Source organism: Polynucleobacter sp. AP-Capit-er-40B-B4 (genome assembly GCF_018882245.1).
Classification (GTDB): Bacteria; Pseudomonadota; Gammaproteobacteria; order Burkholderiales; family Burkholderiaceae; genus Polynucleobacter.
On record NZ_JACVOV010000002.1, the window covers coordinates 294,746 to 318,722 of the forward strand.

The window sequence follows — 23,977 nt, forward strand, 5'->3', positions numbered from 1 at the left end:
TTCGGCTGACGTTTTCGGGGGTGGGGAGAATGACTAATCTGGCTACCGCGCAGCAGCTTGCGCCGTCCAATCTACAACTGCCGGTTTCGGCATATTTTGACGCTGACTTGTATCAGCGGGAAATTGAACTGCTTTTTAAGCAGGGTCCAGGCTATGTTGGCCACGAACTCATGGTGCCTGAAGTTGGCTCCTATCAAACTTTAAGCGCAGAAAACGAAGGTCGCATCCTCGTTCGCAATGAATCTGGTGTTGAACTACTTTCTAATGTTTGTCGTCATCGCCAAGCACTCATGCTCAACGGTCGTGGCAAAGCAGACAATATTGTGTGCCCACTACATCGCTGGACCTATGATTTGGGTGGCAATCTATTAGGTGCCCCACACTTTGAAGATAAGCCTTGTTTAAATCTTGGCAAATCCCCTTTGCAAAATTGGCAAGGCTTGCTGTTTGAAGGTCCACGCGATGTTCGTGCTGATCTTGCCAAACTTGGCGTCGCTGACGATCTCAAGTTTGATGGTTATGTTTTAGATCATGTTGAAGTACATGAATGTAATTACAACTGGAAAACATTCATCGAGGTTTACCTCGAGGACTATCACGTCGTGCCATTTCATCCAGGCTTAGGCAAGTTTGTTTCTTGTGAAGACCTGCATTGGGAATTTGGTGATTGGCATAGCGTACAAACAGTTGGCATTCATAAGGATTTGCAAACTCCTGGTTCACCAACGTATCGCAGTTGGCATGAAGCAGTGTTACGTCAATTTGACGGTAAAGCTCCGCGCCACGGTGCCATCTGGCTAACCTACTACCCTAACGTGATGGTGGAGTGGTATCCAGGGGTTCTATGTGTATCTACATTGCATCCAATGGGACCTGGCAAAACGCGCAATATCGTTGAGTTCTATTACCCAGAAGAAATCGCTTTGTTTGAACGTGAATTTGTTGAAGCAGAGCGTGCTGCTTATATGGAAACCTGCATCGAAGATGATGAAATCGCTGAGCGCATGGATCAAGGGCGTGCAGCTCTTTTAGCTCGCGGTGTTAATGAGGTAGGTCCATATCAAAGTCCAATGGAAGATGGTATGCAACATTTTCATGAATGGTATCGCCGCGTCATGAACTTTGAAGGCGCATAATCAGATAAAGTTTTATCGTTTTACCCAACAATCTCATCACTAAAGATAGGAAGCATCATGACTCCTCTGATCTCAGCTAACCAGTTAGAAGAAATCATCAACAGTGGTGAGAATGTCTTGCTCTGTGATTGCCGCTTTGATTTAGTCGATCCTTTGATTGGCAGAAAATCCTACGAAGAAAGTCATATTCCGGGTGCAATCTACGTCGACCTGGACAAAGATTTATCTGGCGATAAAACTGGTGCCAACGGTCGCCACCCTCTTCCAAGCCCAGAAGCTTGGGCCAAAACAAAAGCCCGCCTGGGCATCAGCCCAAACACACTGGTGGTTGCCTATGACAAACAAGGCTCCGTATACGCAAGCCGCCTATGGTGGATGCTTAAATCAACCGTCCATGCCAATGTTCGCGTATTGGATGGTGGCTTAGATGCCTGGAATGGCCCTATGGGCTCAATTCCTAGAGCGCCCACCCCTTGTTCTCAGGCTATTGGTGTGATGCCATATGCCGGCCTCGTCTTAGTCGATGAGGTTGTTGCCAATCTGGAAACTAAGAAAAACAAAATTATTGACGCAAGAGGTGAAGATCGCTTCCGTGGTCAGAACGAAACGCTAGATCCTGTAGGCGGACATATTCCAGGGGCGATGAATCGCTTCTTTAAAAACAACCTCAACGCTACTGCTTTTAAAACTCCAGAACAATTATTTAAGGAATTTTCAGAAAGTCTTGGCACAACAAAAGCCTCTGAAGTGATTCATCAATGTGGATCCGGTGTAACTGCTTGCCACAATCTTCTGGCAATGGAGTTGGCTGGATTTAAAGGTTCACGCCTTTATGCAGGCAGCTGGAGCGAATGGTGTGCTGACCCCAAGAGGCCAGTTGAGCTCTAAGCGTATTTTTGCGTTAATGCAGCAGAGAAAGTAAGACGACAAACCCTACGCCGCAAGCAATCAAAATGGTTTGGCGCAATGACTCGGCCCAATGTGGGCGACGGTGCATTTGCGGAATCAGATCACTCACTGCAATATAAATAAAGCTGCTAGAAGCAATGACTAGAAGATATGGCATTGCTGCATGGGCTCGTTCTAAAAAGAAGTACGCCAATACCCCGCCGACAACCGCTGCTAAGCCGCAGATGAAGTTATAGAGCAAGGCGCGTGCGCGTGAGAATCCCGCATTGAGCAACACAATGAAATCGCCGATCTCCTGAGGAATCTCATGGGCAATGATCGCAATCGCAGTAAAGATTCCCACCTGATAATCCGCCATAAAGGCTGCAGCAATCAAGATGCCATCGACAAAGTTGTGAATACCATCGCCAACCAAAATCATCCAGCCACTACGCCCTGCATTTTCCGCATCATGTCCATGGTGATGATGGTGACCATCACCTTCGTGATGATGGTCATGACGCAATAAAGCAATTTTTTCGAGCAAGAAAAAACCTAACAATCCTGCAAGCAAGGTAGCAAAGAGAAGCTGAGGATTTACACCCTCCATACTGAATGCCTCTGGCAACGAGTGAAGCAAAGCAGTCGCCAGCAAGATTCCGACCGACAAGCTCACCATATTGTTTACCATCTTTGAAAGCACGGCCAACGAGCAGCTTGCAGCAATCAAGGCGCTTGCAGTACCCGCTAATGCAGTCACCAGAAGAATGGTTTGTAAAACTGACATACTAGTTAAGCTACTCCGTTTTTCTTAAACCAAGCCAGGCACTTTTCCCAACCATCTTTTGCAGGACCCTCACGATAAGTGGCGCGGTAATCTGCATGAAAGGCGTGTGGAGCATCTGGATACACTTCAATCATCGATGCTTTGGCAGCGGGATTTTTTGGAGCTGCTTGTGCCAATGCGGCGCGCATTTGCTCCACACTCTCCAAAGAGATGCCGGTATCTGCCGCGCCATATAAACCAAGTACGGGCGCCTTTAAGTCGGCAGCAATATCTACGGGATGACGTGGACTATTTTCAGTCTTCTCACCAATCACGCGACCATACCAGGCTACACCAGCGCGAACTTGCGGCAAGGTTGCAGCCAACCAGGTGATACGGCCACCCCAACAGAAACCAGTCACACCAACTTTTTTCAGATCGCCACCATTTTTGCCGGCCCAAACTAATGCGGCCTGCAAGTCATTCAAAACCTGTGAGTCAGGAGTCTTCGCAACAATATTTTGCTGAATTTCCGCTACTGTGCCATAGGTATTAGGATCGCCAGCACGAGTAAAAAATTCCGGGGCAATCGCAAGGTAACCCATTTTTGCAAAACGTCTTGTGACGTCAGCAATATATTCATGTACGCCAAAAATCTCACTCACCACGATCACGATAGGTAGAGCACCCTTTGCTTTTTCAGGACGAGATACATAGGCAGGCATTTGAAAGCTACCTACTGGAATCATCTGCTCGCCTACTTTAAGACCCTTGAAATCAGTTTCAATAGCTGCAGCCATAACTGGCTCAGATGCCGCCACAAACCCTACGCCAAGAGCGGTAGCGCCAATGGCTGATGTCTTCATAAAATTGCGTCGACTATTTTGAATTTCTTTACTCATTTTTTTGTCTCCTCGCCTGAATGTTTATTACGATTCTTAATGCGCCTCTTCCCAATTATCGCCAATCCCGATGCTAACCACCAAAGGCACCTTCAATTGAGCCACATGACACATTAAATCAGGCAACTTGGCCTGCAGCAGGTCAATCTCATCCAAAGGCACGTCAAATACCAATTCATCATGTACCTGAAGCAGCATTTTCGTTTTTAACTGCTCTTTTTCAAGCCAATCTTCTACAGCAATCATGGCTAACTTGATGAGGTCTGCAGCAGTGCCTTGCATTGGGGCGTTAATAGCTGCGCGTTCAGCACCCTGGCGACGTGGTCCATTGGAGCCCTTAATCTCTGGCAGCCAAAGGCGGCGCCCAAACACGGTTTCAACATAGCCATTTTCTCTAGCTTCGAGGCGAGTACGCTCCATGTATTGCGCAACCCCTGGATAGCGATCAAAGTATTTGGCAATGTAATTTTGCGCAGCTGATCGTTCTATACCCAAGTTGCCCGCTAAGCCAAATGCACTCATGCCATAGATCAAACCAAAGTTAATCACCTTGGCGTAGCGTCGTTGCTCAGAATTCACATCATCCAAAGGAATGCCAAAGATCTCTGCAGCGGTGGCTTGGTGAACATCCTTGCCATCTCTAAAAGCAGCCAAGAGATTTTCATCCTCAGCAATGTGCGCCATGATGCGCAGCTCAATTTGAGAGTAATCGGCTGACAATAATTTGCAACCCTCCGCCGGAATAAATGCCTCCCGTATACGTCTGCCCTCTTCGGTGCGCACAGGAATGTTTTGCAAATTTGGATCGCTTGAGGCCAGTCGACCTGTAACAGCAGTGGCTTGAGAAAAGTTAGTATGCACGCGGCCTGTTTTAGGGTCCGCCATACGAGGCAACTTTTCAATATAAGTCGACATCAGCTTTGCCAAACTACGATAGTCCAAGATACGTGCTGGCAGCGGGTAATCTTCAGCGAGCTTTTGCAAGACTTCTTCATCAGTAGATGGGGCGCCTGATGGTGTCTTTTTAATGACAGGTAACTCAAGTTGTCCAAATAAGATCTCTGCAATCTGTTTGGGCGACTGAATATTAAAAGGCTGACCTGCCAGCTTATGAATTTCCCCTTCAAGCTCTAAAAGGCGCTTACCCACTTGCTGACCTTGTTTTGCGAGCAATGCAGAATCAATCCGAATGCCGTTGCGTTCCATAATGCCGAGTACACGCATAGCAGGCATTTCTACCTTTTCATAAATGTAGAGTAGGCCTTGGCTCTCCTGAATTTGGGGCCAGAGCTCTAGATGAAGGCGCAAGGTAATGTCAGCATCTTCAGCCGCGTAATCCGTTGCAATCTTCAGATCTACCTGATCAAAGCCAATCTGATGAACCCCTTTGCCACATACCTCTTCATAGCGAATAGTTTTCATGCCCAAATGACGCTCAGCCAAACTGTCCATATTGTGTGGCAGATGAGACTCGAGTACATATGATTCGAGCAAGGTATCGAATGCAACGCCTTTTAATGTGATGCCGTAATTTGCAAAAATGTGAGCGTCGTACTTCAGGTTTTGCCCCACTTTTAAATGCGTCTTACTCTCTAACCACGGCTTCATACGTGCCAGCACCAAATCACGATCCAGTTGCATCTCACCATTGCGATGCGCAACCGGAATGTAGCAAGCCTCCCCTGGCTTCACCGATAAAGAAATACCGACAAGCTCTGCTGCAAGCGCATCCAAACTAGTGGTTTCTGTATCTACAGCTGTTAATGTGGAAGAATCAATTTTTTCCAGCCACTTTTCTAAACCCACCTCATCGACAACGCACTCATAGTTGCGCTCTATAGCATCCTGAGAATCGCGAGTTACTTGTGACAAATCTTTGGTTGGTGCGCTTGCAATCACGCGAGTCTTTTTTTCTTCACCGACCACATTTTCAGAAGTAGCAATTGGACTGCCCGCCAAATCAAAAGTAGGCACCTCAGCCTTATCCTCCGGGCTTGTGAGCTGTTTCTCTACATCACGCAACCAAGTCTTAAATGCGTAGCGCTCAAATAACTCACGCAGCAAAGGCGCATCTTCAGACTTTGCATGTAAATCATCCAACCCAGGCAAGTGAGGGGATAAATCGCAATCCGTTTTGACGGTAATCAGTTGACGGGCTTGCGGCAACCAATCAAGTGAAGCGCGCAGATTTTCCCCAACAACACCTTTCACTTGATCGGCATTAGCCATCAAGTTATCGAGATTTCCAAATTCTGCTAGCCATTTATTTGCTGTCTTCGGTCCCGCTTTGGGAACGCCTGGTACGTTATCAACGGTATCGCCGATAATAGATAAATAATCGACAATCAATTCAGGAGGCACGCCAAACTTTTCTTTAACGCCATTAATATCTAACTTCTCATTTGTCATCGTATTAATTAGAGTGACAGCAGGATTTACCAATTGCGCTAAATCTTTATCTCCAGTGGAAATAATAGTTTCCCATCCGGCTTGCGTTGCTTGACAAGCTAAGGTGCCAATCACGTCATCCGCCTCAACACCGGAAACCATTAATACCGGCCAACCTAAAGCCTTAACCATGGCATGAATGGGCTCTATCTGTTTGACCAGATCTTCCGGCATGGGGGATCGATGGGCCTTGTACTCAGAGTACATTTCATCGCGAAAAGTTTTGCCTTTGGCATCAAAAACACAGGCAATATGGTCTGCTTTGAGCTCAGAACGTGCCCTACGCATCATATTAACCATGCCATAAATAGCTCCAGTGGGCTCTCCAGCCCCATTTCTAAGGTCTGGCATGGCATGAAAGGCGCGATAGAGGTAGCTAGAGCCGTCTACCAACAAGAGTCTATGTTTAGTCATACCGCAATCGTACAATCTAGTTGTGAATTGCCTACAGGTCTGGTTAAGGAACCGACCGAGAGTGGGCTTAAAAAGGTGAAAAAATGCATTATTTAATGAACTTAATTAGTCACTCCATGAGCCAAACCCTAGCTATTGCTAGCTTTTTAGTAGTTTTTGGACTCCTGAGTGCAACTTCAGCTCACGCCCAGAATAACAGCCAGGCGCTAAGCCCATCGGAATTAAACCGCATCAACAATCAACCGCTTGCCCCAACCGTAAGCCCGGCAGGCGCTATGAATACCCCTGAACAACGCAAACCTAACTTTCAGTACAAGGATAAAAACGGTACCACCGTTACTGAATATAAGGATGTCAATTCACCAACTCAGGTTGATGTCAAAACACCATACACCAGCTATGAAATGGCGCCGCCTACATCAGTCATGCCGGGCCCACCAAAAGAAACTGATCTAATTAGTGTTCCAAGCATCAGCATCCCTCTTAGATAAAAATCGTTTCATTTATTTATTCAATTTAGTTTATGGCCGTATTTACTCCGATCGAACTTGATGATATTTCTCAATGGATTGATCAAGACTTTGATATTGGCCAAGCCATTGAAATTCGCGGCATTCATGGTGGAATTGAGAACTCGAATTTTTTCTTAGACACCACAAAAGACGACCAGAAGCAGGAATATGTTTTAACCGTCTTTGAAAGACTATCGTCACAGCAGCTTCCTTTTTACTTAGAGCTTATGCGCCACCTGGCAAACAAAGGTGTCCCAGTTCCTAAGCCAATTGAAAACAAACAGGGCGACATTCTTTTCACTCTTAAGGGAAAGCCAGCAGCCATCGTTACCAAGCTTCCAGGCCTTTCCAGACTGCAACCCGAGGCTAATCACTGTGCCCTAGTCGGCGAGATGCTGGCAAAGATGCATTTGGCTGGAAAAGATTTTTCAAAGAACCAAGAAAATCTTCGTAGCCTTGATTGGTGGCAAAAAACGATTCCCTCAGTATTGCCCCACTTAAATACTTCGCAAAAAGATCTCATTACGCATGAGCTCAAAACTCAAGAAGAATTTTTTTCTTCAGGTACGTATGATGGTTTGCCGCAAGGCGCTAGTCATTGCGACCTATTTCGCGATAATGTCTTATTTGATCCAAAGGGATCGGATGCATCTCAAGATCAATTAGGCGGCTTCTTCGACTTTTACTTTGCAGGCACTGATAAATGGTTGTTTGATATTGCCGTAACCGCGAACGATTGGTGTCTGGCTGATAACAAGCAAGATTTAGATCCTGTACGCTTGGATGCCTTTATGAAGGCCTACCAATCCGTACGTCCACTCACCAAAGAAGAGCAGGCGAGCTGGCCTCTCATGTTGCGCGCAGCGGCATTGCGCTTCTGGGTTTCTAGATTATGGGATTTCTATTTACCCCGTGATGCACAAATGCTGACACCACATGATCCCACGCACTTTGAACGCATTCTTTTAAGTCGTCGCTCACTATGAAACTCAATTACGTAGCTCCAAAAGAAGGTTATACCTGGATTAGACAGGGTATTTGGCTCTTCAAGCAGAATCCTTTGGGATTCTTAATGCTAGTCTTTATGTATGTATTTGCAGCGCAACTGGCAGTCATCATCCCTGTCATTGGTGTTTTTGCAGTGCTACTCCTGACTCCAACCTTATCTGTTGGATTCATGACGGCTTGTCGTCAAGCCATTCAAAAAGAACGCATCAAACCTTCAATCTATATAGCGGCATTAAAGTCTGGTTCGATAGTTCGGAAAAGAATTTTGCAACTGGGCTTGGTATATGCCGCCATGATTGTGCTGTTGAGTTTTATCTTAAGTCTCTTGGTTGATTTTGAATTGCTTCTTCCTTTAATGACGAGCGATAAGCCCATCACTCCAGAAGCACTCCGTCAGGTTTATTTAGTACTTTTCTTTGGTGCAATGCTGTATGTACCGGTGGCGATGTTGATGTGGTTTTCACCAGTATTGGTTGCATGGGAAGATATGTCGGTACCTCAGGCTCTATTCTCCAGTGCCCTAGCGTGCTGGTCTAACAAAGCTGCATTCTTTTTATATCTATCGATTTGGAGCGCAATACTGATTGCCATCCCATTGACTATTGGCATGATCTTTGATGCCATGAATTTGGGGCAAGTTGCCTCGTACATCATTGCACCTATCTCTATGGCAGGACTTACTGTGATGCACTGCTCTTTTTATGCGACCTGGAAAGCCTGCTTCACAGACAATGAAGTCGTGATGCCTGTCTAACCAACCGTTTAGTCAATCGCAGCAAGCTTTGCAATACTCAACTGTAGCCATTTAATGCCATGACGCTTGAAATTTACTTGCGCCCTTGCATCCGCATCAACACCCTCTAGACCAGTCACGCGGCCCTCACCAAACTTGGTGTGGAAAACATTTTGTCCGATAGTGAATGGATAATTTCCACGCGGGGGAGAGGCCAATCTTTTTACTTCCATTGAAGCTGAGCCGACTCGCTTAGCAGGTCTTTGACGCTCAGAACCTGAATCAAAAAAATCATTCGATTCGTATTCACGTTGACGAGTGTAGCCATCTTGCCAGGTAGACCCAGATCTTGAATTACCTCCACCCCAACGAGCATCTCTTGCCTTAGGCGTGAGCCACTTCAATGAATCAGCGGGCAACTCTTCCAAGAAGCGGGAAGGCATGTTGTAGCGTACCTGACCATGCAACATGCGTGATTGGGTATGCGATAAATAGAGTCGCTCTTTGGCACGAGTGATCGCCACATACATTAAGCGACGCTCTTCTTCTAGGCCATTCTGCTCATTCACGCTGTTCTCATGAGGAAATAAACCCTCCTCAAGACCAGTAATAAAGACAGAGGTGAACTCCAGCCCTTTGGCTGAGTGGACAGTCATCAATTGCACAGCATCTTGGCCAGCCTGAGCCTGGTTATCGCCAGCCTCTAAGGAAGCGTGCGATAGGAATGCAGCCAGTGGAGAGACTTCTACAACGCCGGGGGCATTCTCACCTGGCAACATAGCAGCCGCAGCATCTTGTCCATAACCCTCTTCAGCAATGAATGCGGTTGCTGCGTTAATCAATTCCTGTAAGTTCTCTACGCGATCTTGCCCCTCGCGCTCAGAGAGATAGTGCTGAATCAAGCCGCTATGCTGAATTACAAACTCAACCGTTTCTGGCAAGGTATTGTGACGCGTTGCTTCGCGCATATGGTCCACCAAACGCACAAACCCACCGAGAGCTGCACCTGCCTTACCTTCTAATGTCGAAGCCGCAAGATACAAGGAGCATTGCTGCGCTCTAGCGGCATCTTGCAATGCTTCAATTGAACGTGCGCCAATACCGCGAGTTGGGAAATTCACTACCCTAGAGAAGGAAGTGTCGTCATTAGGATTCTCAAGCAAGCGGAGATAGGCAAGCGCGTGTTTAATTTCAGCGCGCTCGAAGAAGCGTAAGCCGCCATACACGCGATACGGAATGCCCGCAGAAAATAAAGCATGCTCAATGATGCGTGACTGAGCATTGCTGCGATAAAGCAATGCGACTTCAGTGCGCTTAATGCCACTATTAACAAGTGCTTTTATCTCATCAACCAACCAGGCTGCCTCAGCATGATCGCTGGGGGCCTCATAGATTCGGACAGGCTCGCCATGGCCAGCATCAGTGCGCAAGTTTTTACCGAGACGCTCTGAGTTGTTAGCAATCAGGTGATTTGCAGTATCCAGAATGTGGCCGTGCGAACGATAGTTCTGCTCCAACTTCACCATTAGCGGGTGATATTGCTTTTCATAGAGACGCATATTTTCTACGTCTGCTCCGCGGAATGCGTAAATACTTTGATCATCATCACCGACCGCAAATACAGAGCTACTACCCATACCGCTCACATTGATACGGCTTGCATCATGGCCTGACAATAATTTTAGCCATGCATATTGCAAGGCATTGGTATCTTGAAACTCGTCAATCAGAATATGACGGAAACGTTCTTGATAGTGAGTCCGAATCGCTTCGCTATGTTTAAGTAATTCATAACTACGCAATAAGAGCTCAGCAAAATCTACTACACCTTCACGTTGGCATTGCTCATCGTAAGCAGCATAGAGTTGCGCCATCTTGGCCTGAAAATCATCGCCTACTGATAAGTCTTTTGCGCGCTGACCACGCTCTTTGGCGTGAGCAATAAAGTATTGCAGCTGCTTGGCGGGATACTTCTCATCATCGACTTTTAAGCCCTTTAAAAGGCGCTTAATCGCAGAGAGTTGGTCCTGGGTATCCAAAATCTGAAAAGTTGATGGTAAGCCCGCTTCTTTATGGTGAGCCCTCAATAATCGGTTACATAAGCCGTGAAAGGTGCCAATCCACATGCCACGGGTGTTAATCGGTAGCATGGCGCTTAAGCGCAACATCATCTCCTTGGCAGCCTTATTGGTAAAGGTCACTGCTAGGACGCCAATAGGGGATACCTGGCCGGTCTGAATCAACCACGCTATACGGGTGGTGAGGACGCGGGTCTTGCCACTCCCTGCCCCAGCCAAAATCAAGGCGGATTGGGCTTGGCCATTTTCATTTACGGGCGGGAGGGTCACTGCCTCGCGCTGTTCTGGATTGAGGTTCGCGAGCAAGTCTGAGTACATCAGCCCAATTATAATTTGCCTCTTATGCCAAATGCCTCAAATACCCCTAATTCACCAGCGGCCAGCTCTGCAGACGAGCTCGCCAAATCCTATGAACCTGCCCCGATAGAGGCCTACTGGGGTCCAGAGTGGGAGCGTCGTGGGATTGCCGATGCCACCATGGATGAGGGAAAGGGTGATTTTTCGATACAGCTACCCCCGCCAAACGTTACCGGCACCCTGCACATGGGTCACGCTTTTAATCAAACCATCATGGATGGCTTGGTACGCCACGCACGTATGTCTGGCAAAAACACCTTATGGGTACCGGGCACTGATCATGCAGGTATTGCCACTCAAATTGTTGTTGAACGCCAACTCGATGCGCAAAAAGTATCGCGTCATGATTTAGGTCGTGAAAAGTTTTTAGAAAAAGTGTGGGAGTGGAAGGAAACTTCTGGCAACACGATTACTAGACAAATTCGTCGCTTAGGTGCATCGATTGATTGGGGCAAAGAATATTTCACGATGGACAGCAAAATGTCCAAAGCAGTAGTGGAGGTATTTGTACGCTTACACGAACAAGGTTTGATCTATCGCGGCAAACGTTTAGTGAACTGGGATCCCGTTTTAGGTACCGCAGTTTCTGACCTAGAAGTAGTGAGCGAAGAAGAAGATGGCTCGATGTGGCACATTCGCTATCCATTGACTGATGGCTCTGGTCACCTCACAGTCGCGACTACCCGCCCTGAAACCTTGCTGGGCGACGTTGCCGTCATGGTGAACCCAGAAGACGAACGTTATAAACATCTCATTGGCAAGTCCGTTAACTTGCCTTTGTGTGATCGTGAAATTCCGATCATTGCAGATGACTACGTTGATTTGAACTTTGGCACTGGCGTTGTAAAGGTGACTCCCGCACACGACTTTAATGACTATGCAGTAGGTCAACGTCATCAATTGCCAATGATCAACATCCTCACTTTGGATGCGAAGATTAATGAGAATGCTCCTACCGCTTATCAAGGCATGGAACGTTTTGCAGCACGCAAACAAGTCGTTGCTGATTTGGAGGCCGCCGGCTTACTAGAAAAAGTTCAGCCGCATAAGTTGATGGTGCCACGTGGTGACCGTACCCAAACTATTATTGAACCAATGTTGACTGACCAGTGGTTTGTGGCAATGTCCAAACCAAGTCCGGACAACAAATATCAACCCGGCTCATCCATTGCTGGCGCAGCCTTGGATGCCGTCACAAAGGGTGACATCAAACTTGTTCCTGAAAACTGGATTAATACTTACACCCAGTGGTTAGAAAATATTCAGGACTGGTGCATCTCCCGCCAACTCTGGTGGGGCCATCAAATCCCTGCTTGGTATGGTGATGACGGGCAAATTTTTGTAGGGCGCTCAGAAGACGAGGCGAAGGCCAAAGCCGCAGCGGCGGGCTATACCGGGAAACTCAATCGTGATCCCGATGTTCTGGATACCTGGTTTAGCTCAGCTCTGGTGCCATTTAGCTCTTTAGGCTGGCCAGATGAAACACCCGCCTTAAATCACTTCTTACCTTCGTCCGTGCTGGTTACCGGCTTTGACATCATCTTCTTCTGGGTGGCGCGCATGGTCATGATGACCTGTCATTTCACTGGAAAAGTACCGTTCCATACCGTCTATGTTCATGGCTTAGTACGTGATGCTGAAGGTCAAAAAATGAGTAAGTCCAAAGGCAATACTTTGGATCCAATTGATTTGATTGACGGCATTCAGATTGAGGAGCTAGTGGGCAAGAGAACTACTGGCCTCATGAATCCAAAACAAGCTGAGAGTATTTCTAAGAAAACCAAAAAAGAGTTTCCGGATGGCATCCCAGCATTTGGCACTGATGCCTTGCGCTTTACTTTTGCCTCCCTTGCTTCGCTGGGTCGAAATATCAACTTTGATCAAAAGCGTTGCGAAGGCTATCGCAATTTCTGCAATAAACTTTGGAATGCCACTCGCTTCGTTCTGATGAACTGCTCCGGCAATGATGAGGACAATGGTCTAGCGCCATGCGACAACCAGTGTGGTCCCGAGGGTTATTTGGATTTTTCACCAGCTGATAAATGGATCGTCTCTCAACTCCAAAGAACCGAGGCTGATGTAGCCAAAGGATTTGAGAACTATCGCTTTGATAATATTGCGAGCAGTATTTACCAATTTGTTTGGGACGAATATTGCGATTGGTATCTTGAGCTTGCTAAGGTACAGCTTCAAACTGGCACCCCTGCGCAGCAACGCGCGACGCGTCGTACGCTATTGCGTGTTCTGGAAACAATCTTGCGCATGGCGCACCCATTGATTCCATTCATTACCGAAACACTTTGGCAGACGGTTGGTCCGAAGAGCGGAAAAGAATTAGCCAAACAAAATAAACAAACCATTGCACTCCAACCCTATCCCGTTGCTCAGCCAGAAAAGATTGATGAGCAAAGCGAAGCCTGGGTGGCACAGATTAAAGCTATTGTGGACGCCTGCAGAAATCTACGTGGCGAGATGCAAGTTCCTCCCGGACAAAAAGTGCCGCTTTGGATTCATGGCCCAGAAGAATTCTTGGCAAAAGCAACACCCTATTTGATGGCACTAGCCAAGCTGACTGAAGTCAAAATCTATAGCGAAGAGGCAGCTCTAGAGAAGGATGCCCCGGGAGCACCAATTGCCCTGGTAGGCGATATCAAGCTCTTACTCAAAATAGAGGTGGATGTTGCTGCCGAACGCATTCGCCTTGGCAAGGAGATCGAGCGCCTAGCGAATGAAATTAACAAAGCGAAGGGCAAGCTGACCAATGAAAGCTTTGTGGCTCGCGCCCCAGCTGAAGTAGTTACCCAAGAAAAACAACGTCTTGCAGGCTTTGAGCAAAATCATGAGAAGCTTGTTGCACAATTAGAGCGTCTTAAATAAATCATCCCGCAAAAAAGATCGGATCATCTATGGCATTGCATTTCAGCTCCAAAAAAGTGACTAAGGCAGTATTTCCAGTGGCAGGATTTGGAACGCGCTTTTTACCAGCCACTAAAGCAAGTCCAAAAGAAATGCTCAATGTTGTGGACAAACCCTTAATTCAGTATGCAGTTGATGAAGCCATTGCAGCTGGCATTACTGAGCTCATTTTTGTTACAGGTCGTAGCAAGCGTGCAATTGAAGATCATTTTGATAAAGCCTATGAGTTAGAGGCAGCCTTAGAAGCCAAGAACAAACAAGATCTTCTTCATTTGGTACGCAGCGTTAAACCAGATAATGTTGACTGTGTGTATATCCGACAGTCTGAGCCGCTTGGATTGGGTCACGCAGTATTGTGTGCCGAGAAGCTAGTTGGCGATGAGCCATTTGCGATTATCTTGGCAGACGATCTCTTAGACGGTCAGCCTCCAGTGCTTTCACAAATGCTGAAAGTGCACGAAGAACAGCAAGGCTCAGTATTGGCAGTAGAAAAAATTGACCCATCCAAAAGTAGCTCTTATGGAGTTATCTCTGGAGATGCAGTCAGCAAAGGCATCTACCGTCTCAATGGCATTGTTGAAAAACCAAAACCAGCAGACGCGCCCTCTGATTTAGCGGTGGTAGGTCGGTATGTACTTTCATCTAAAATTTTTGACCACATCCGCAATGTAAAACCTGGCGCAGGTGGAGAAATTCAACTGACCGATGCAATTGCAACCTTGCTTAAAGAAGATCCAGTATTCGCCTATGAGTATGAAGGGGTGCGCTATGACTGCGGTAGCAAATTAGGCTACCTCAAGGCATCTGTAGATTTTGCGCTACGCCACCAAGAAGTTGGTGCTGAGTTTGCGGAATACCTAAAAAGCTGGTCTTTAAAGTAAAAAACTTTTTAGGTGAGATAAAAAAGGCAGAGATTAATCTCTGCCTTTTTGTTTCCTAGCTTGCTAAGAAAATATGAACGCCAGACTTTTTCTTATCTACGCTTCATAAAGAAGACCAGTACATCGCCTTCAGTAGTGCTGGCGAGTAACTCGTTACCAGTTTGTTTTGCAAATGCCGGAAAGTCGTGAGCAGCACCAGCATCTGTCGCCTTAATCTTTAAGACTTCACCAGACTGCATTGTTGCCAAAGCCTTCTTGGTGCGCAAGATCGGCAATGGGCAATTCATACCAATCGCATCTACTTCTGCATTAAAGGCAATATTTACAGGATCACTCATTTGCTTGCTACCCAATCTTTAACGCCTGCCAAGGCAGCGCCCAACTTACTTGGATCCGTTCCGCCAGCCATCGCCATCTCTGGCTTACCGCCGCCTTTGCCGCCAACTTGCTGAGCTACGAAATTCACAAGATCACCTGCCTTAACTTTACCGATCGAATCAGCCGTTACGCCAGCGATCAAACTGACTTTGTCGCCCTGAACTGATGCCAACACAATGGCAGCAGTTTTGAGCTTAGACTTCAGGGCATCCATCGTCTCACGGAGGACGCCAGCATCTGCGCCATCCAAACGGGCAGCCAACACCTTGATGCCATTGACATCAATTGCTTGGCAGGCTAATTCATCGCCCTGACTTGCGGCCAACTTGGAGTTAACCTTTTCTAATTCGCGTTCAGCTTGACGTAGACTTTCTTGAAGTTGGGCAACACGATTCACCAAATCACCAGGATGGGTTTTTAGAATTGCTGCTGCTTCATTAATCTTGTCTTCTAAGCCTTGCAAGAATTGCAATGCATTATTACCAGTAACCGCCTCAACGCGACGAATCCCAGCCGCAACACCACCTTCAGAAACAATCTTCAAGCTGCCAATGTCGCCAGTACGGGTTACGTGCGTACCTCCGCATAGCTCTTTAGAGCTACCAATCTCTAATACACGCACTTCATCGCCGTACTTCTCCCCAAAGAGCATCATGGCGCCAGTCTTTTGAGCATCGTCTAAAGACATGACCTTACCTGAAGTTGCTGTATTTTCGAGAATCTCTTGATTCACAATATCTTCAATACGACGAATCTGCTCTGCGGTAATCGGTGCATTGTGCGTAAAGTCAAAACGGGTCTTGGTAGCATCTACCAAAGAGCCTTTTTGCTGCACATGATCGCCCAATACTTCACGCAATGCTTTATGCAAGATATGCGTTGCGCTGTGGTTACGCATCGTATCGGCTCTTTGCTGGGTATCTACGATTGCATTGATTACATCACCCACCTTGAGCTCACCCTCAAGCACTTCACCCTGATGCCCAAATACATCGGCTTGAATCTTGAAGGTATCTTCTACTGCGAAACGGATGCTTTCATTGCGAAGCTCGCCTTTGTCGCCAACCTGGCCGCCAGATTCAGCGTAAAAAGGAGTGTTATCCAGGACGATGACAGCTGCATCTCCAGCCTTAACAGCAGTCACTGCAGAACCATCAACATAGAGAGCGGTAACTTTGGCTCCCTCATGTTTTAGGGTGTCATAACCATGAAACTTCGTAGGCACGCCTTTGTAATCCAAGCCTTGGGCCACTTTGAACTTGCCGGCTGCTCTTGCTTGGTCACGCTGTTTTTGCATCGCCACTTCAAAGCCGCCACCATCCACCGTTACCCCACGTTCACGACAAACGTCAGCTGTTAAGTCCAATGGGAAACCAAATGTGTCATGTAAACGGAAAGCAGTTTCACCATCAACTACTTTTGCGCCACCTGCTAAAGCACCGTCCAAAATTTCCATGCCGTTAGCGATGGTCTGGAAGAAGCGTTCTTCTTCTTGCTTGATGACTTCGCTAACTTTATCTTGCGCAGCACGCAACTCTGGATAGGCATCGCCCATCTCTTTTACTAGCGCAGGAACCAATTGATAGAAGAATGGTTTGCGAGCACCCAATTTATAACCATGACGGATTGCACGACGCGCAATACGACGCAAGACATACCCGCGCCCAGCATTACCTGGAATCACACCATCCACTACGATAAAGCTACATGCACGAATATGGTCAGCAATCACTTTGAGCGAGGGGCTATTTGCATCGCAATTTTCACCGCCAGCAGCATCTACAGCCTCCTTGGAAGCCTTTAAGAGATTGACGAAGAGGTCGATTTCATAATTGGAGTGAACATGCTGTAATACTGCGGCAATACGCTCAAGACCCATACCAGTATCAACGCTCGGCTTAGGCAGTGGATGCATCACACCCGCTTCATCTCGGTTGAACTGCATGAAAACGTTATTCCAAATTTCAATATAACGGTCACCATCTTCATCCGGACTTCCGGGAGGGCCGCCAGCAATATGATCGCCGTGATCGTAAAAAATCTCGGTGCATGGTCCGCATGGACCTGTGTCACCCATCATCCAGAAGTTGTCTGATGCGTAGCGTGCACCCTTGTTATCGCCAATACGAATGATTCGATCAGCTGGTACACCTATTTGTTTATTCCAAATCTCAAAAGCCTCATCATCTTCGGCGTACACCGTTACTAAAAGCTTTTCTTTGGGCAATTTAAATGTCTGGGTCAATAAATCCCAGGCAAACTGAATGGCATCCTTCTTGAAATAGTCTCCAAATGAGAAATTTCCCAACATTTCAAAAAAGGTATGGTGACGGGCGGTGTAGCCCACGTTATCCAAATCATTGTGTTTTCCGCCCGCCCGGATGCACTTTTGGGCAGTCGTAGCACGGTTATAGGGGCGCTTATCGAAGCCCAAAAACACGTCCTTGAACTGATTCATGCCTGCATTGGTAAATAGCAATGTAGGGTCATCCCCCGGCACTACAGGGCTGGACGGGACGATTTGGTGGCCTTTTTGGGCGAAGAAATCCAGGTAAGCCTGGCGAATTTGGGAGACTTTCATGCCGATAATTATCGCATTGGCACTAGCCTAGGGCAAACGCTAGGTAAGAAGCCCCAAACCTGCCTTACAATCCCACAACATCAATAAAAATCGGCAGTTAAGTCGACAACAAGGAGAGCAACTTGAAAATTCGCAATCAACGGGATTTTGGGGCCGGGATCATGTATATGGTTATTGGCCTCTTCTTCGCCATCATGGCCACAAACTACCCAATGGGGACCGCTGCCAAAATGGGTCCAGGCTATTTCCCATTCTTTCTTGGGATCCTCATGGCGCTATTAGGTGTACTAGTACTACTCCAGTCCCTGAGCGCAAAAGCAGCCATTGAAAGCATTCCAAAATTCAATTGGCGCATCATTGCCCAGATTACTGGCTCCGTAGTGCTCTATGGACTACTCCTACCTCGCTTAGGCTTCTTAATTGCCGTAGTTGTTTTGGTATTAGTGTCAGCAAGTGCTAGCAAAGAATTTACTTGGAAGGGCTCATTAATTAATGCTGGCTTCCTCGTTGCGTTTACTTATTCAGTGTTTGTGTTGGGTCTGAAACTTCAGTTCCCACTCCTGCCTGTATTCCTACAACAATAACGAACCGGGACTCTGAAAAATGGATTTATTTGCTAACTTAGCGCTCGGTTTCGATACCGCGTTCACATTACAAAACCTCCTTTACTGCCTTATCGGCTGTATCTTAGGTACCTTGATTGGTGTATTGCCAGGCCTTGGTCCAATCGCAACGATTGCGATGCTGTTACCAGCTACCTACGCATTGCCTCCGATTGCTGCATTGATTATGTTGGCCGGTATTTACTACGGCTCACAGTACGGCGGATCTACAACAGCGATTCTTCTGAACATTCCGGGGGAGACGTCCTCGGTGGTGACGGCGATCGACGGCTATCAAATGGCCCGAAATGGTCGCGCTGGTGTTGCACTCTTTACTGCAGGTATGGGTTCATTCTTTGCAGGTTGCGTTGCTACTTTGGTTTTGGCTGCATTTGCTGCACCACTCTCTCAACTCGCATTTAAGTTTGGTCCCGCTGAATACTTCTCCTTGATGGTCTTAGGTTTGATTGGTGCGGTTGTTTTGGCATCAGGCTCTTTGATCAAAGCGATCGGCATGATCATCTTAGGTCTTTTGATGGGCTTGATTGGTACCGACGTGAACTCTGGTGTATCTCGCTATGCGTTCGATATTCCTGAATTAAGTGACGGTATCGGCTTCGTAGCGGTAGCGATGGGTGTATTCGGCTTTGCTGAGATCATGGGTAACCTTGAAAAGACTGGTGACGACGAAGGCTTCCTCAATAAACTCACCAGCATGGTGCCTACCAAGACTGATGTGAAGCGCATGATTCCTTCAATCTTACGCGGCACAACGATTGGCTCTATCTTGGGTATCTTGCCAGGCGGCGGCGCAGCTCTTGCAGCCTTCGGCGCCTACTCTGTTGAGAAAAAATCCTCAAAGTACAGCCATGAATTTGGTAAGGGTGCGATTGAGGGTGTTGCTGGTCCTGAAGCAGCTAATAACGCTGCCGCTCAAACCTCATTCATTCCATTGCTCACATTGGGTATCCCGCCAAATGCTGTGATGGCTTTGATGGTTGGTGCGATGACTATTCATAACATTCAACCAGGTCCACAGGTAATGACCAGCAACCCAGCTTTGTTCTGGGGTCTGATTGCTTCCATGTGGATTGGTAACGTAATGTTGATCCTCTTGAACTTACCTTTGATTGGTATCTGGGTAAAGCTCTTGAAGATTCCTTATCGTTTCCTCTACCCAGCAATTTTGGTGTTCTGCTGTATCGGCGTGTACACCGTTAATAACACTGTGTTTGATGTTTATGTAACCGCAGGCTTTGGCTTGATTGGTTACCTGTTCTTCAAACTGGGTTGTGAACCTCCTCCATTGTTATTGGGCTTTGTTCTCGGACCAATGATGGAAGAGAACTTCCGTCGCGCACTATTGTTATCACGCGGCGACTTCTCCACTTTTGTAACCCGTCCACTTTCCTTGGGCCTGCTCATTGCAGCAGCCCTTTTGGTGGTGATCGTTGCTTTACCGGCGGTGAAGAAGACTCGCGAAGAGGCGTTCGTGGAGGATTAATTCCCGCCACCTCTCCAGAAACAAGCCCGCAGCAGTTTGCGGGCTTTTTCTTTATGGGCCAAGGGTTTTCTCTACAATGTGGCTATGTCCCAAGATAGCAAACCCTCCAAAGCAAATACCGGCGCTGTAGCCGAACCGTCCAACTTCTTACGTCAGATCATTGATCATGACTTGGCAAGCGGCGCTTTTTCACAGCGTACCAATTTAGCTGGCGAGGCTATCCCATCAATCATCACCCGCTTTCCGCCTGAACCGAATGGCTACTTACATATTGGTCACGCCAAAAGTATTTGCTTGAACTTTGGCCTAGCTGCTGATTACAACAATCAATCTGGCGGTGCGCGCTGCAATATGCGCCTAGACGATACCAATCCAGTTAAAGAGGATGTTGAGTACGCTGATAGTATTTTGGAAGCAGTGAAGTGGTTAGGCTTTGATTGGGGAACTCACCTCTATCATGCGAGCGATTACTTTGATCGCCTCTATGAGTTTGCCGAGATTTTGATTCAAAATGGCAAAGCATATGTTGATAGCCAGAGTGCTGATGATATTCATACCAATCGCGGCAACTTTGGGCAAGTAGGAAAAAACAGTCCTTATCGCGATCGCAGCCCAGAAGAAAATCTGCAGCTATTCCGCGAGATGCGCGATGGCAAATTCAAAGATGGTGAGCATGTTCTTCGCTTGAAGATTGATATGGCACACCCGAACATCGTGATGCGTGACCCGGTGGTTTATCGCATCCGCCATACGGATCACCATCGTACCGGCAGCAAGTGGTGTATTTACCCACTTTATGACTTCACACATTGCATCTCCGATGCCTTAGAGAACGTCTCCCACTCCATATGCACACTGGAGTTTGAGAACAACCGTCCACTCTACGACTGGATTGTGAATTCTCTAAAAGAATTGGGCGTATTTAAAGATCCAGTACCGCATCAGTATGAATTCGCTCGCCTCAACCTGACCTACACGATCACCAGCAAACGCAAGTTATTGCAACTGGTTGAAGAAAAGCATGTTGAAGGCTGGGATGATCCCCGCATGCCAACTATTGTAGGTGTTCGTCGTCGTGGTTACACCCCAGAAAGCATTCGTTTGTTCTGTGAACGCATTGGCGTTTCAAAGGCAGACAGCTGGATTGATATGAGCACTCTTGATCAGGCGCTTCGCGATGATCTTGAAGTCAGGGCACCACGCGCTACCGCAGTACTGAAACCACTCAAGCTCGTAGTAGAAAACTTTGATGCTTCAGCAAAAGAAGCTTGTTCTGCACCACGTCACCCCAATCATCCAGAATGGGGCAATCGTGAGTTTAATTTCACACGCGAACTATGGATTGAAGCAGATGACTTTATGCAAGAGCCAATCAAAGGTTTCTTCAGACTGTATCCGCCAATTGGCGATCAACCCGGTAGTCGCGTTCGCTTACGCCATGGCTTTGTAGTGGAGTGCACTGGTTTTGAAACTGATGCGCAAGGCAATATCACGCAAGTCAATGTGACACACTTCCCAGATAGCAAGAGTGGTACGCCTGGCTCGAACAACTACAAAGTGAAGGGCAACATTCATTGGATCAGCGCAGCTGAGGCGATTCCCACTGAAGTACGCCTATATGATCACCTCTTTAACGACCCTCATCCAGACAGCGGTGATAAGAATTTCCTAGATGCAATCAACTCTAACTCCAAGCAAACCATTTCTGCTTATCTAGAGCCCTGCATGAAAGATGCTAAGCCCGAAGATCGCTTTCAATTTGAGCGTCATGGATACTTTGTTGCCGACCAAAAAGATTGCAAACCTGGCAAGCCAGTATTTAATCGTACTGTTGGTCTTAAGGATTCTTGGAAATAGTTTTCAAAAAATGTCCTACGCTCGGATAGCGTAGTGGTGTTTTTAACTCAGATAAGCGCGCGTTAGTGACCCTTCGAGACTCGCGCATGAATGACCACAGCATCGGACTAACGATTTTTTGCAACTCGTTCCCCGGCAATCGAGCTGGCCTTTGCAGCTCAAAGGCATCCGCTACTTCATCGAAGTAATCACCCATTTTGGTTTCGCCACCATCGCAGACATTAATGATGCGCTGGGGTTTGCCGTGATACACCGCCGCACACACCAACCTCGCTAAATCATCGCTGTGAATATGGTTAGAGTAGGCATCCTCCTCAGGGAGTAGCGCTGGTGTTTGAGACTCTAAGCGCTCTATTGGCAAGCGGTCAGCAGCATAAATTCCTGGAACACGCAAAATTGTTATGGCCACACCATTTGCAGGACCCCATAAGCGAAGTACTCGCTCGGCATCTACTCTTCTTTTGGCGCGTTCACTTTGCGGGTTTACTGGAGTAATTTCACTTACTTTGGCGCCCCGATGATCCCCATAGACGCCAGTAGTACTGATGTAGATCAGGCGCCTGACGGCATTGGAGCCTTGGGCTAAAATTCGGATTAGGTTGCGGGTTCGGCAATCGCGATTTCCACTATTTTGAGGTGGTGCCAAATGAATCACGGTTTGAGCTAAACCGGCCAGGCGCCACAAGGACTCTGGTTGATCCAGGTTGCCCAAGATAGGGATCGCGCCAACCTCCCTCAACTCCTGAAAGCGGCTTTGCTGAGAAGTGAGCGCATAGACACGATGACTTCGCGAGAGCTGCCTGGCCACCCGAAGACCGATGTCTCCGCAGCCAATAATCAGGATTGAAGGTTTACCAAAAGATTGCATAAGTAACATCGTAACGATTTATTGAAAGGAATGAGAGTGTCTTATCAAGTCACGCTCAAAACGAGCGGCAAACAATTTACCGTCAATCCAGAAGAAAATGTCCTGGAGGCCGCTCTACGCCAAGGAATCAACTTGCCTTATGGCTGCAAAAATGGCGCCTGTGGATCCTGCAAAGGCAAAGTCGTAGAAGGTCAAGTAACCCATGGACAGCATAGCGAAAGCGCTCTTTCCAACGCGGATGAAACTGCTGGTGGTATTTTATTCTGCTGCTCCCACCCCCAATCAGACCTCCTCATTGAGGCACGTGAAGTCCAAGGCGCGGGTGATATTGCGATTCGTAAAGTGCCATGCCGCGTCAATACTATTCACAAGCCTAGCAGTGACGTTGCCATCCTGAAACTGCAGCTACCCGCTGCTGAACGCTTTCAGTTTTTAGCGGGGCAGTACTTAGAGTTTCTTCTGAAGGACGGCCAACGCCGCGCCTACTCCATTGCCAATGCACCCGAGCAAGAAGGTCCTCTCGAATTGCATATTCGCCATTTACCCGGAGGTCTCTTTACTGATTTTGTATTTGGCGCAATCACTCCCGCATTAAAAGAAAAAGATATCTTGCGCTTTGAAGGGCCTCTAGGAAGTTTCTTTTTAAGAGAGGACTCTAAAAAACCAATTATTTTTGTAGCTGCAGGCACAGGCTTTGCGCCCATTAAATCCATCATCGAACAAATGCAGGCCAAGAAGATTCAGCGGCCAATGCACCTTTACTGGGGTGGTCGTCGCCCTGGCGATTTGTACTTAAATGACTTGTGCCAATCTTGGGAAAAAGAAATTTCTGACTTCAAATACATCCCAGTGATCTCAGATGCACTGGCAGAAGATGGTTGGGACGGACGCACTGGCTTTGTCCACCAAGCAGTGATGGCAGATCATCCTGATATGAAGGGCTTTCAGGTCTACGCCTGTGGCGCCCCAGTCATGGTCAATTCGGCCAGAAATGACTTCTCAGGCAAGTGCCAACTGCCGGACGAGGAATTCTTTGCAGATTCCTTTACCAGCGCTGCGGATTTAGCGACAGCCTAGAAACCGCAAAATCAAATCAGCGGGATAATAGAAGCCTCATTTGCCCTTATTAACTTATCAACCCATACCAG

18 protein-coding genes are annotated in these 23,977 nt (G+C 47.3%); 11 read left to right on the forward strand and 7 right to left on the reverse strand.

From position 1 onward, the window contains the following. Window positions 1-29: 29 nt before the first annotated feature. Together ICN19_RS06515 and ICN19_RS06520 are read left to right on the forward strand one after the other, a co-directional pair. On the forward strand, window positions 30-1,136 hold the full coding sequence (locus tag ICN19_RS06515; protein ID WP_216246343.1) for an SRPBCC family protein: 1,107 nt from the start codon (window positions 30-32) through the stop codon (window positions 1,134-1,136). Between the two features lie 57 nt (window positions 1,137-1,193). Continuing rightward, entirely contained in the window at window positions 1,194-2,024 is an 831-nt protein-coding gene (locus ICN19_RS06520; RefSeq protein ID WP_216246346.1) for a sulfurtransferase, read from the forward strand. Window positions 2,025-2,037: 13 nt separating this feature from the next. Here ICN19_RS06520 and ICN19_RS06525 read toward each other — a convergent pair whose 3' ends face one another. Genes ICN19_RS06525 through polA form a run of 3 tightly spaced genes read right to left on the reverse strand, consistent with a single transcriptional unit; the run spans window position 2,038 to window position 6,554 of the window. After that, entirely contained in the window at window positions 2,038-2,811 is a 774-nt protein-coding gene (locus tag ICN19_RS06525) for a ZIP family metal transporter (protein WP_216246348.1), read from the reverse strand. A 5-nt stretch (window positions 2,812-2,816) separates the two neighbouring features. Next, window positions 2,817-3,692, reverse strand: coding sequence for a dienelactone hydrolase family protein (locus ICN19_RS06530; protein ID WP_216246350.1), 876 nt, complete (start codon window positions 3,690-3,692; stop codon window positions 2,817-2,819). Window positions 3,693-3,728: 36 nt separating this feature from the next. Beyond that, complete coding sequence (gene polA, locus ICN19_RS06535) at window positions 3,729-6,554, reverse strand: DNA polymerase I (RefSeq protein WP_216246352.1); 2,826 nt, start codon at window positions 6,552-6,554, stop codon at window positions 3,729-3,731. A gap of 95 nt (window positions 6,555-6,649) precedes the next feature. On the opposite strand from polA, the gene ICN19_RS06540 reads away from it, so the two are divergent. Genes ICN19_RS06540 through ICN19_RS06550 form a run of 3 tightly spaced genes read left to right on the forward strand, consistent with a single transcriptional unit; the run spans window position 6,650 to window position 8,828 of the window. Then, window positions 6,650-7,045 carry a hypothetical protein gene (locus ICN19_RS06540; protein WP_255536959.1) on the forward strand — a complete coding sequence of 132 codons (396 nt, stop codon included), beginning with the start codon at window positions 6,650-6,652 and terminating at the stop codon, window positions 7,043-7,045. A 32-nt stretch (window positions 7,046-7,077) separates the two neighbouring features. After that, window positions 7,078-8,052, forward strand: coding sequence for a homoserine kinase (locus tag ICN19_RS06545; RefSeq protein WP_216246355.1), 975 nt, complete (start codon window positions 7,078-7,080; stop codon window positions 8,050-8,052). Continuing rightward, the gene (locus ICN19_RS06550; protein WP_216246358.1) at window positions 8,049-8,828 is read left to right on the forward strand and encodes a BPSS1780 family membrane protein; all 780 of its coding nucleotides are present in this window, start codon (window positions 8,049-8,051) and stop codon (window positions 8,826-8,828) included. Before ICN19_RS06545 ends, ICN19_RS06550 begins: the two co-directional genes overlap by 4 nt. An 8-nt stretch (window positions 8,829-8,836) precedes the next feature. On the opposite strand, the gene ICN19_RS06555 is transcribed toward ICN19_RS06550, so the two are convergent. Continuing rightward, complete coding sequence (locus tag ICN19_RS06555; protein ID WP_216246359.1) at window positions 8,837-11,203, reverse strand: UvrD-helicase domain-containing protein; 2,367 nt, start codon at window positions 11,201-11,203, stop codon at window positions 8,837-8,839. Between the two features lie 24 nt (window positions 11,204-11,227). On the opposite strand from ICN19_RS06555, the gene ICN19_RS06560 reads away from it, so the two are divergent. Continuing rightward, entirely contained in the window at window positions 11,228-14,119 is a 2,892-nt protein-coding gene (locus ICN19_RS06560) for a valine--tRNA ligase (RefSeq protein ID WP_216246360.1), read from the forward strand. 29 nt (window positions 14,120-14,148) lie between these two features. Beyond that, window positions 14,149-15,039, forward strand: a complete 891-nt coding sequence (galU, locus tag ICN19_RS06565) for a UTP--glucose-1-phosphate uridylyltransferase GalU (protein WP_216246361.1) — start codon at window positions 14,149-14,151, stop codon at window positions 15,037-15,039. A gap of 92 nt (window positions 15,040-15,131) precedes the next feature. Here the strand turns inward: galU and ICN19_RS06570 are convergent, their stop codons facing one another. Then, window positions 15,132-15,377: a sulfurtransferase TusA family protein gene (locus ICN19_RS06570; protein WP_216860648.1), complete on the reverse strand. Its 246-nt coding sequence runs from the start codon at window positions 15,375-15,377 to the stop codon at window positions 15,132-15,134. Next, window positions 15,374-17,998 (reverse strand): alanine--tRNA ligase, encoded by a 2,625-nt coding sequence (gene alaS / locus ICN19_RS06575; RefSeq protein ID WP_216246362.1) that lies wholly within the window; start codon window positions 17,996-17,998, stop codon window positions 15,374-15,376. Before alaS ends, ICN19_RS06570 begins: the two co-directional genes overlap by 4 nt. A 122-nt stretch (window positions 17,999-18,120) precedes the next feature. Here alaS and ICN19_RS06580 point away from each other — a divergent pair, with 122 nt between their 5' ends. The 3 genes from ICN19_RS06580 (at window position 18,121) to ICN19_RS06590 (ending at window position 21,961) form a co-directional block, all read left to right on the forward strand. Further along, window positions 18,121-18,582, forward strand: coding sequence for a tripartite tricarboxylate transporter TctB family protein (locus tag ICN19_RS06580; protein WP_216246363.1), 462 nt, complete (start codon window positions 18,121-18,123; stop codon window positions 18,580-18,582). A 19-nt stretch (window positions 18,583-18,601) separates the two neighbouring features. Beyond that, on the forward strand, window positions 18,602-20,104 hold the full coding sequence (locus tag ICN19_RS06585; protein WP_216246364.1) for a tripartite tricarboxylate transporter permease: 1,503 nt from the start codon (window positions 18,602-18,604) through the stop codon (window positions 20,102-20,104). Between the two features lie 84 nt (window positions 20,105-20,188). After that, entirely contained in the window at window positions 20,189-21,961 is a 1,773-nt protein-coding gene (locus ICN19_RS06590) for a glutamine--tRNA ligase/YqeY domain fusion protein (RefSeq protein WP_216246365.1), read from the forward strand. Here the strand turns inward: ICN19_RS06590 and ICN19_RS06595 are convergent. Beyond that, on the reverse strand, window positions 21,942-22,829 hold the full coding sequence (locus ICN19_RS06595; protein ID WP_216246910.1) for an SDR family oxidoreductase: 888 nt from the start codon (window positions 22,827-22,829) through the stop codon (window positions 21,942-21,944). The genes ICN19_RS06590 and ICN19_RS06595 overlap by 20 nt on opposite strands. 36 nt (window positions 22,830-22,865) lie before the next feature. Here ICN19_RS06595 and ICN19_RS06600 point away from each other — a divergent pair, with 36 nt between their 5' ends. After that, the gene (locus ICN19_RS06600; protein WP_216246367.1) at window positions 22,866-23,906 is read left to right on the forward strand and encodes a 2Fe-2S iron-sulfur cluster-binding protein; all 1,041 of its coding nucleotides are present in this window, start codon (window positions 22,866-22,868) and stop codon (window positions 23,904-23,906) included. Window positions 23,907-23,977 lie beyond the last annotated feature (71 nt).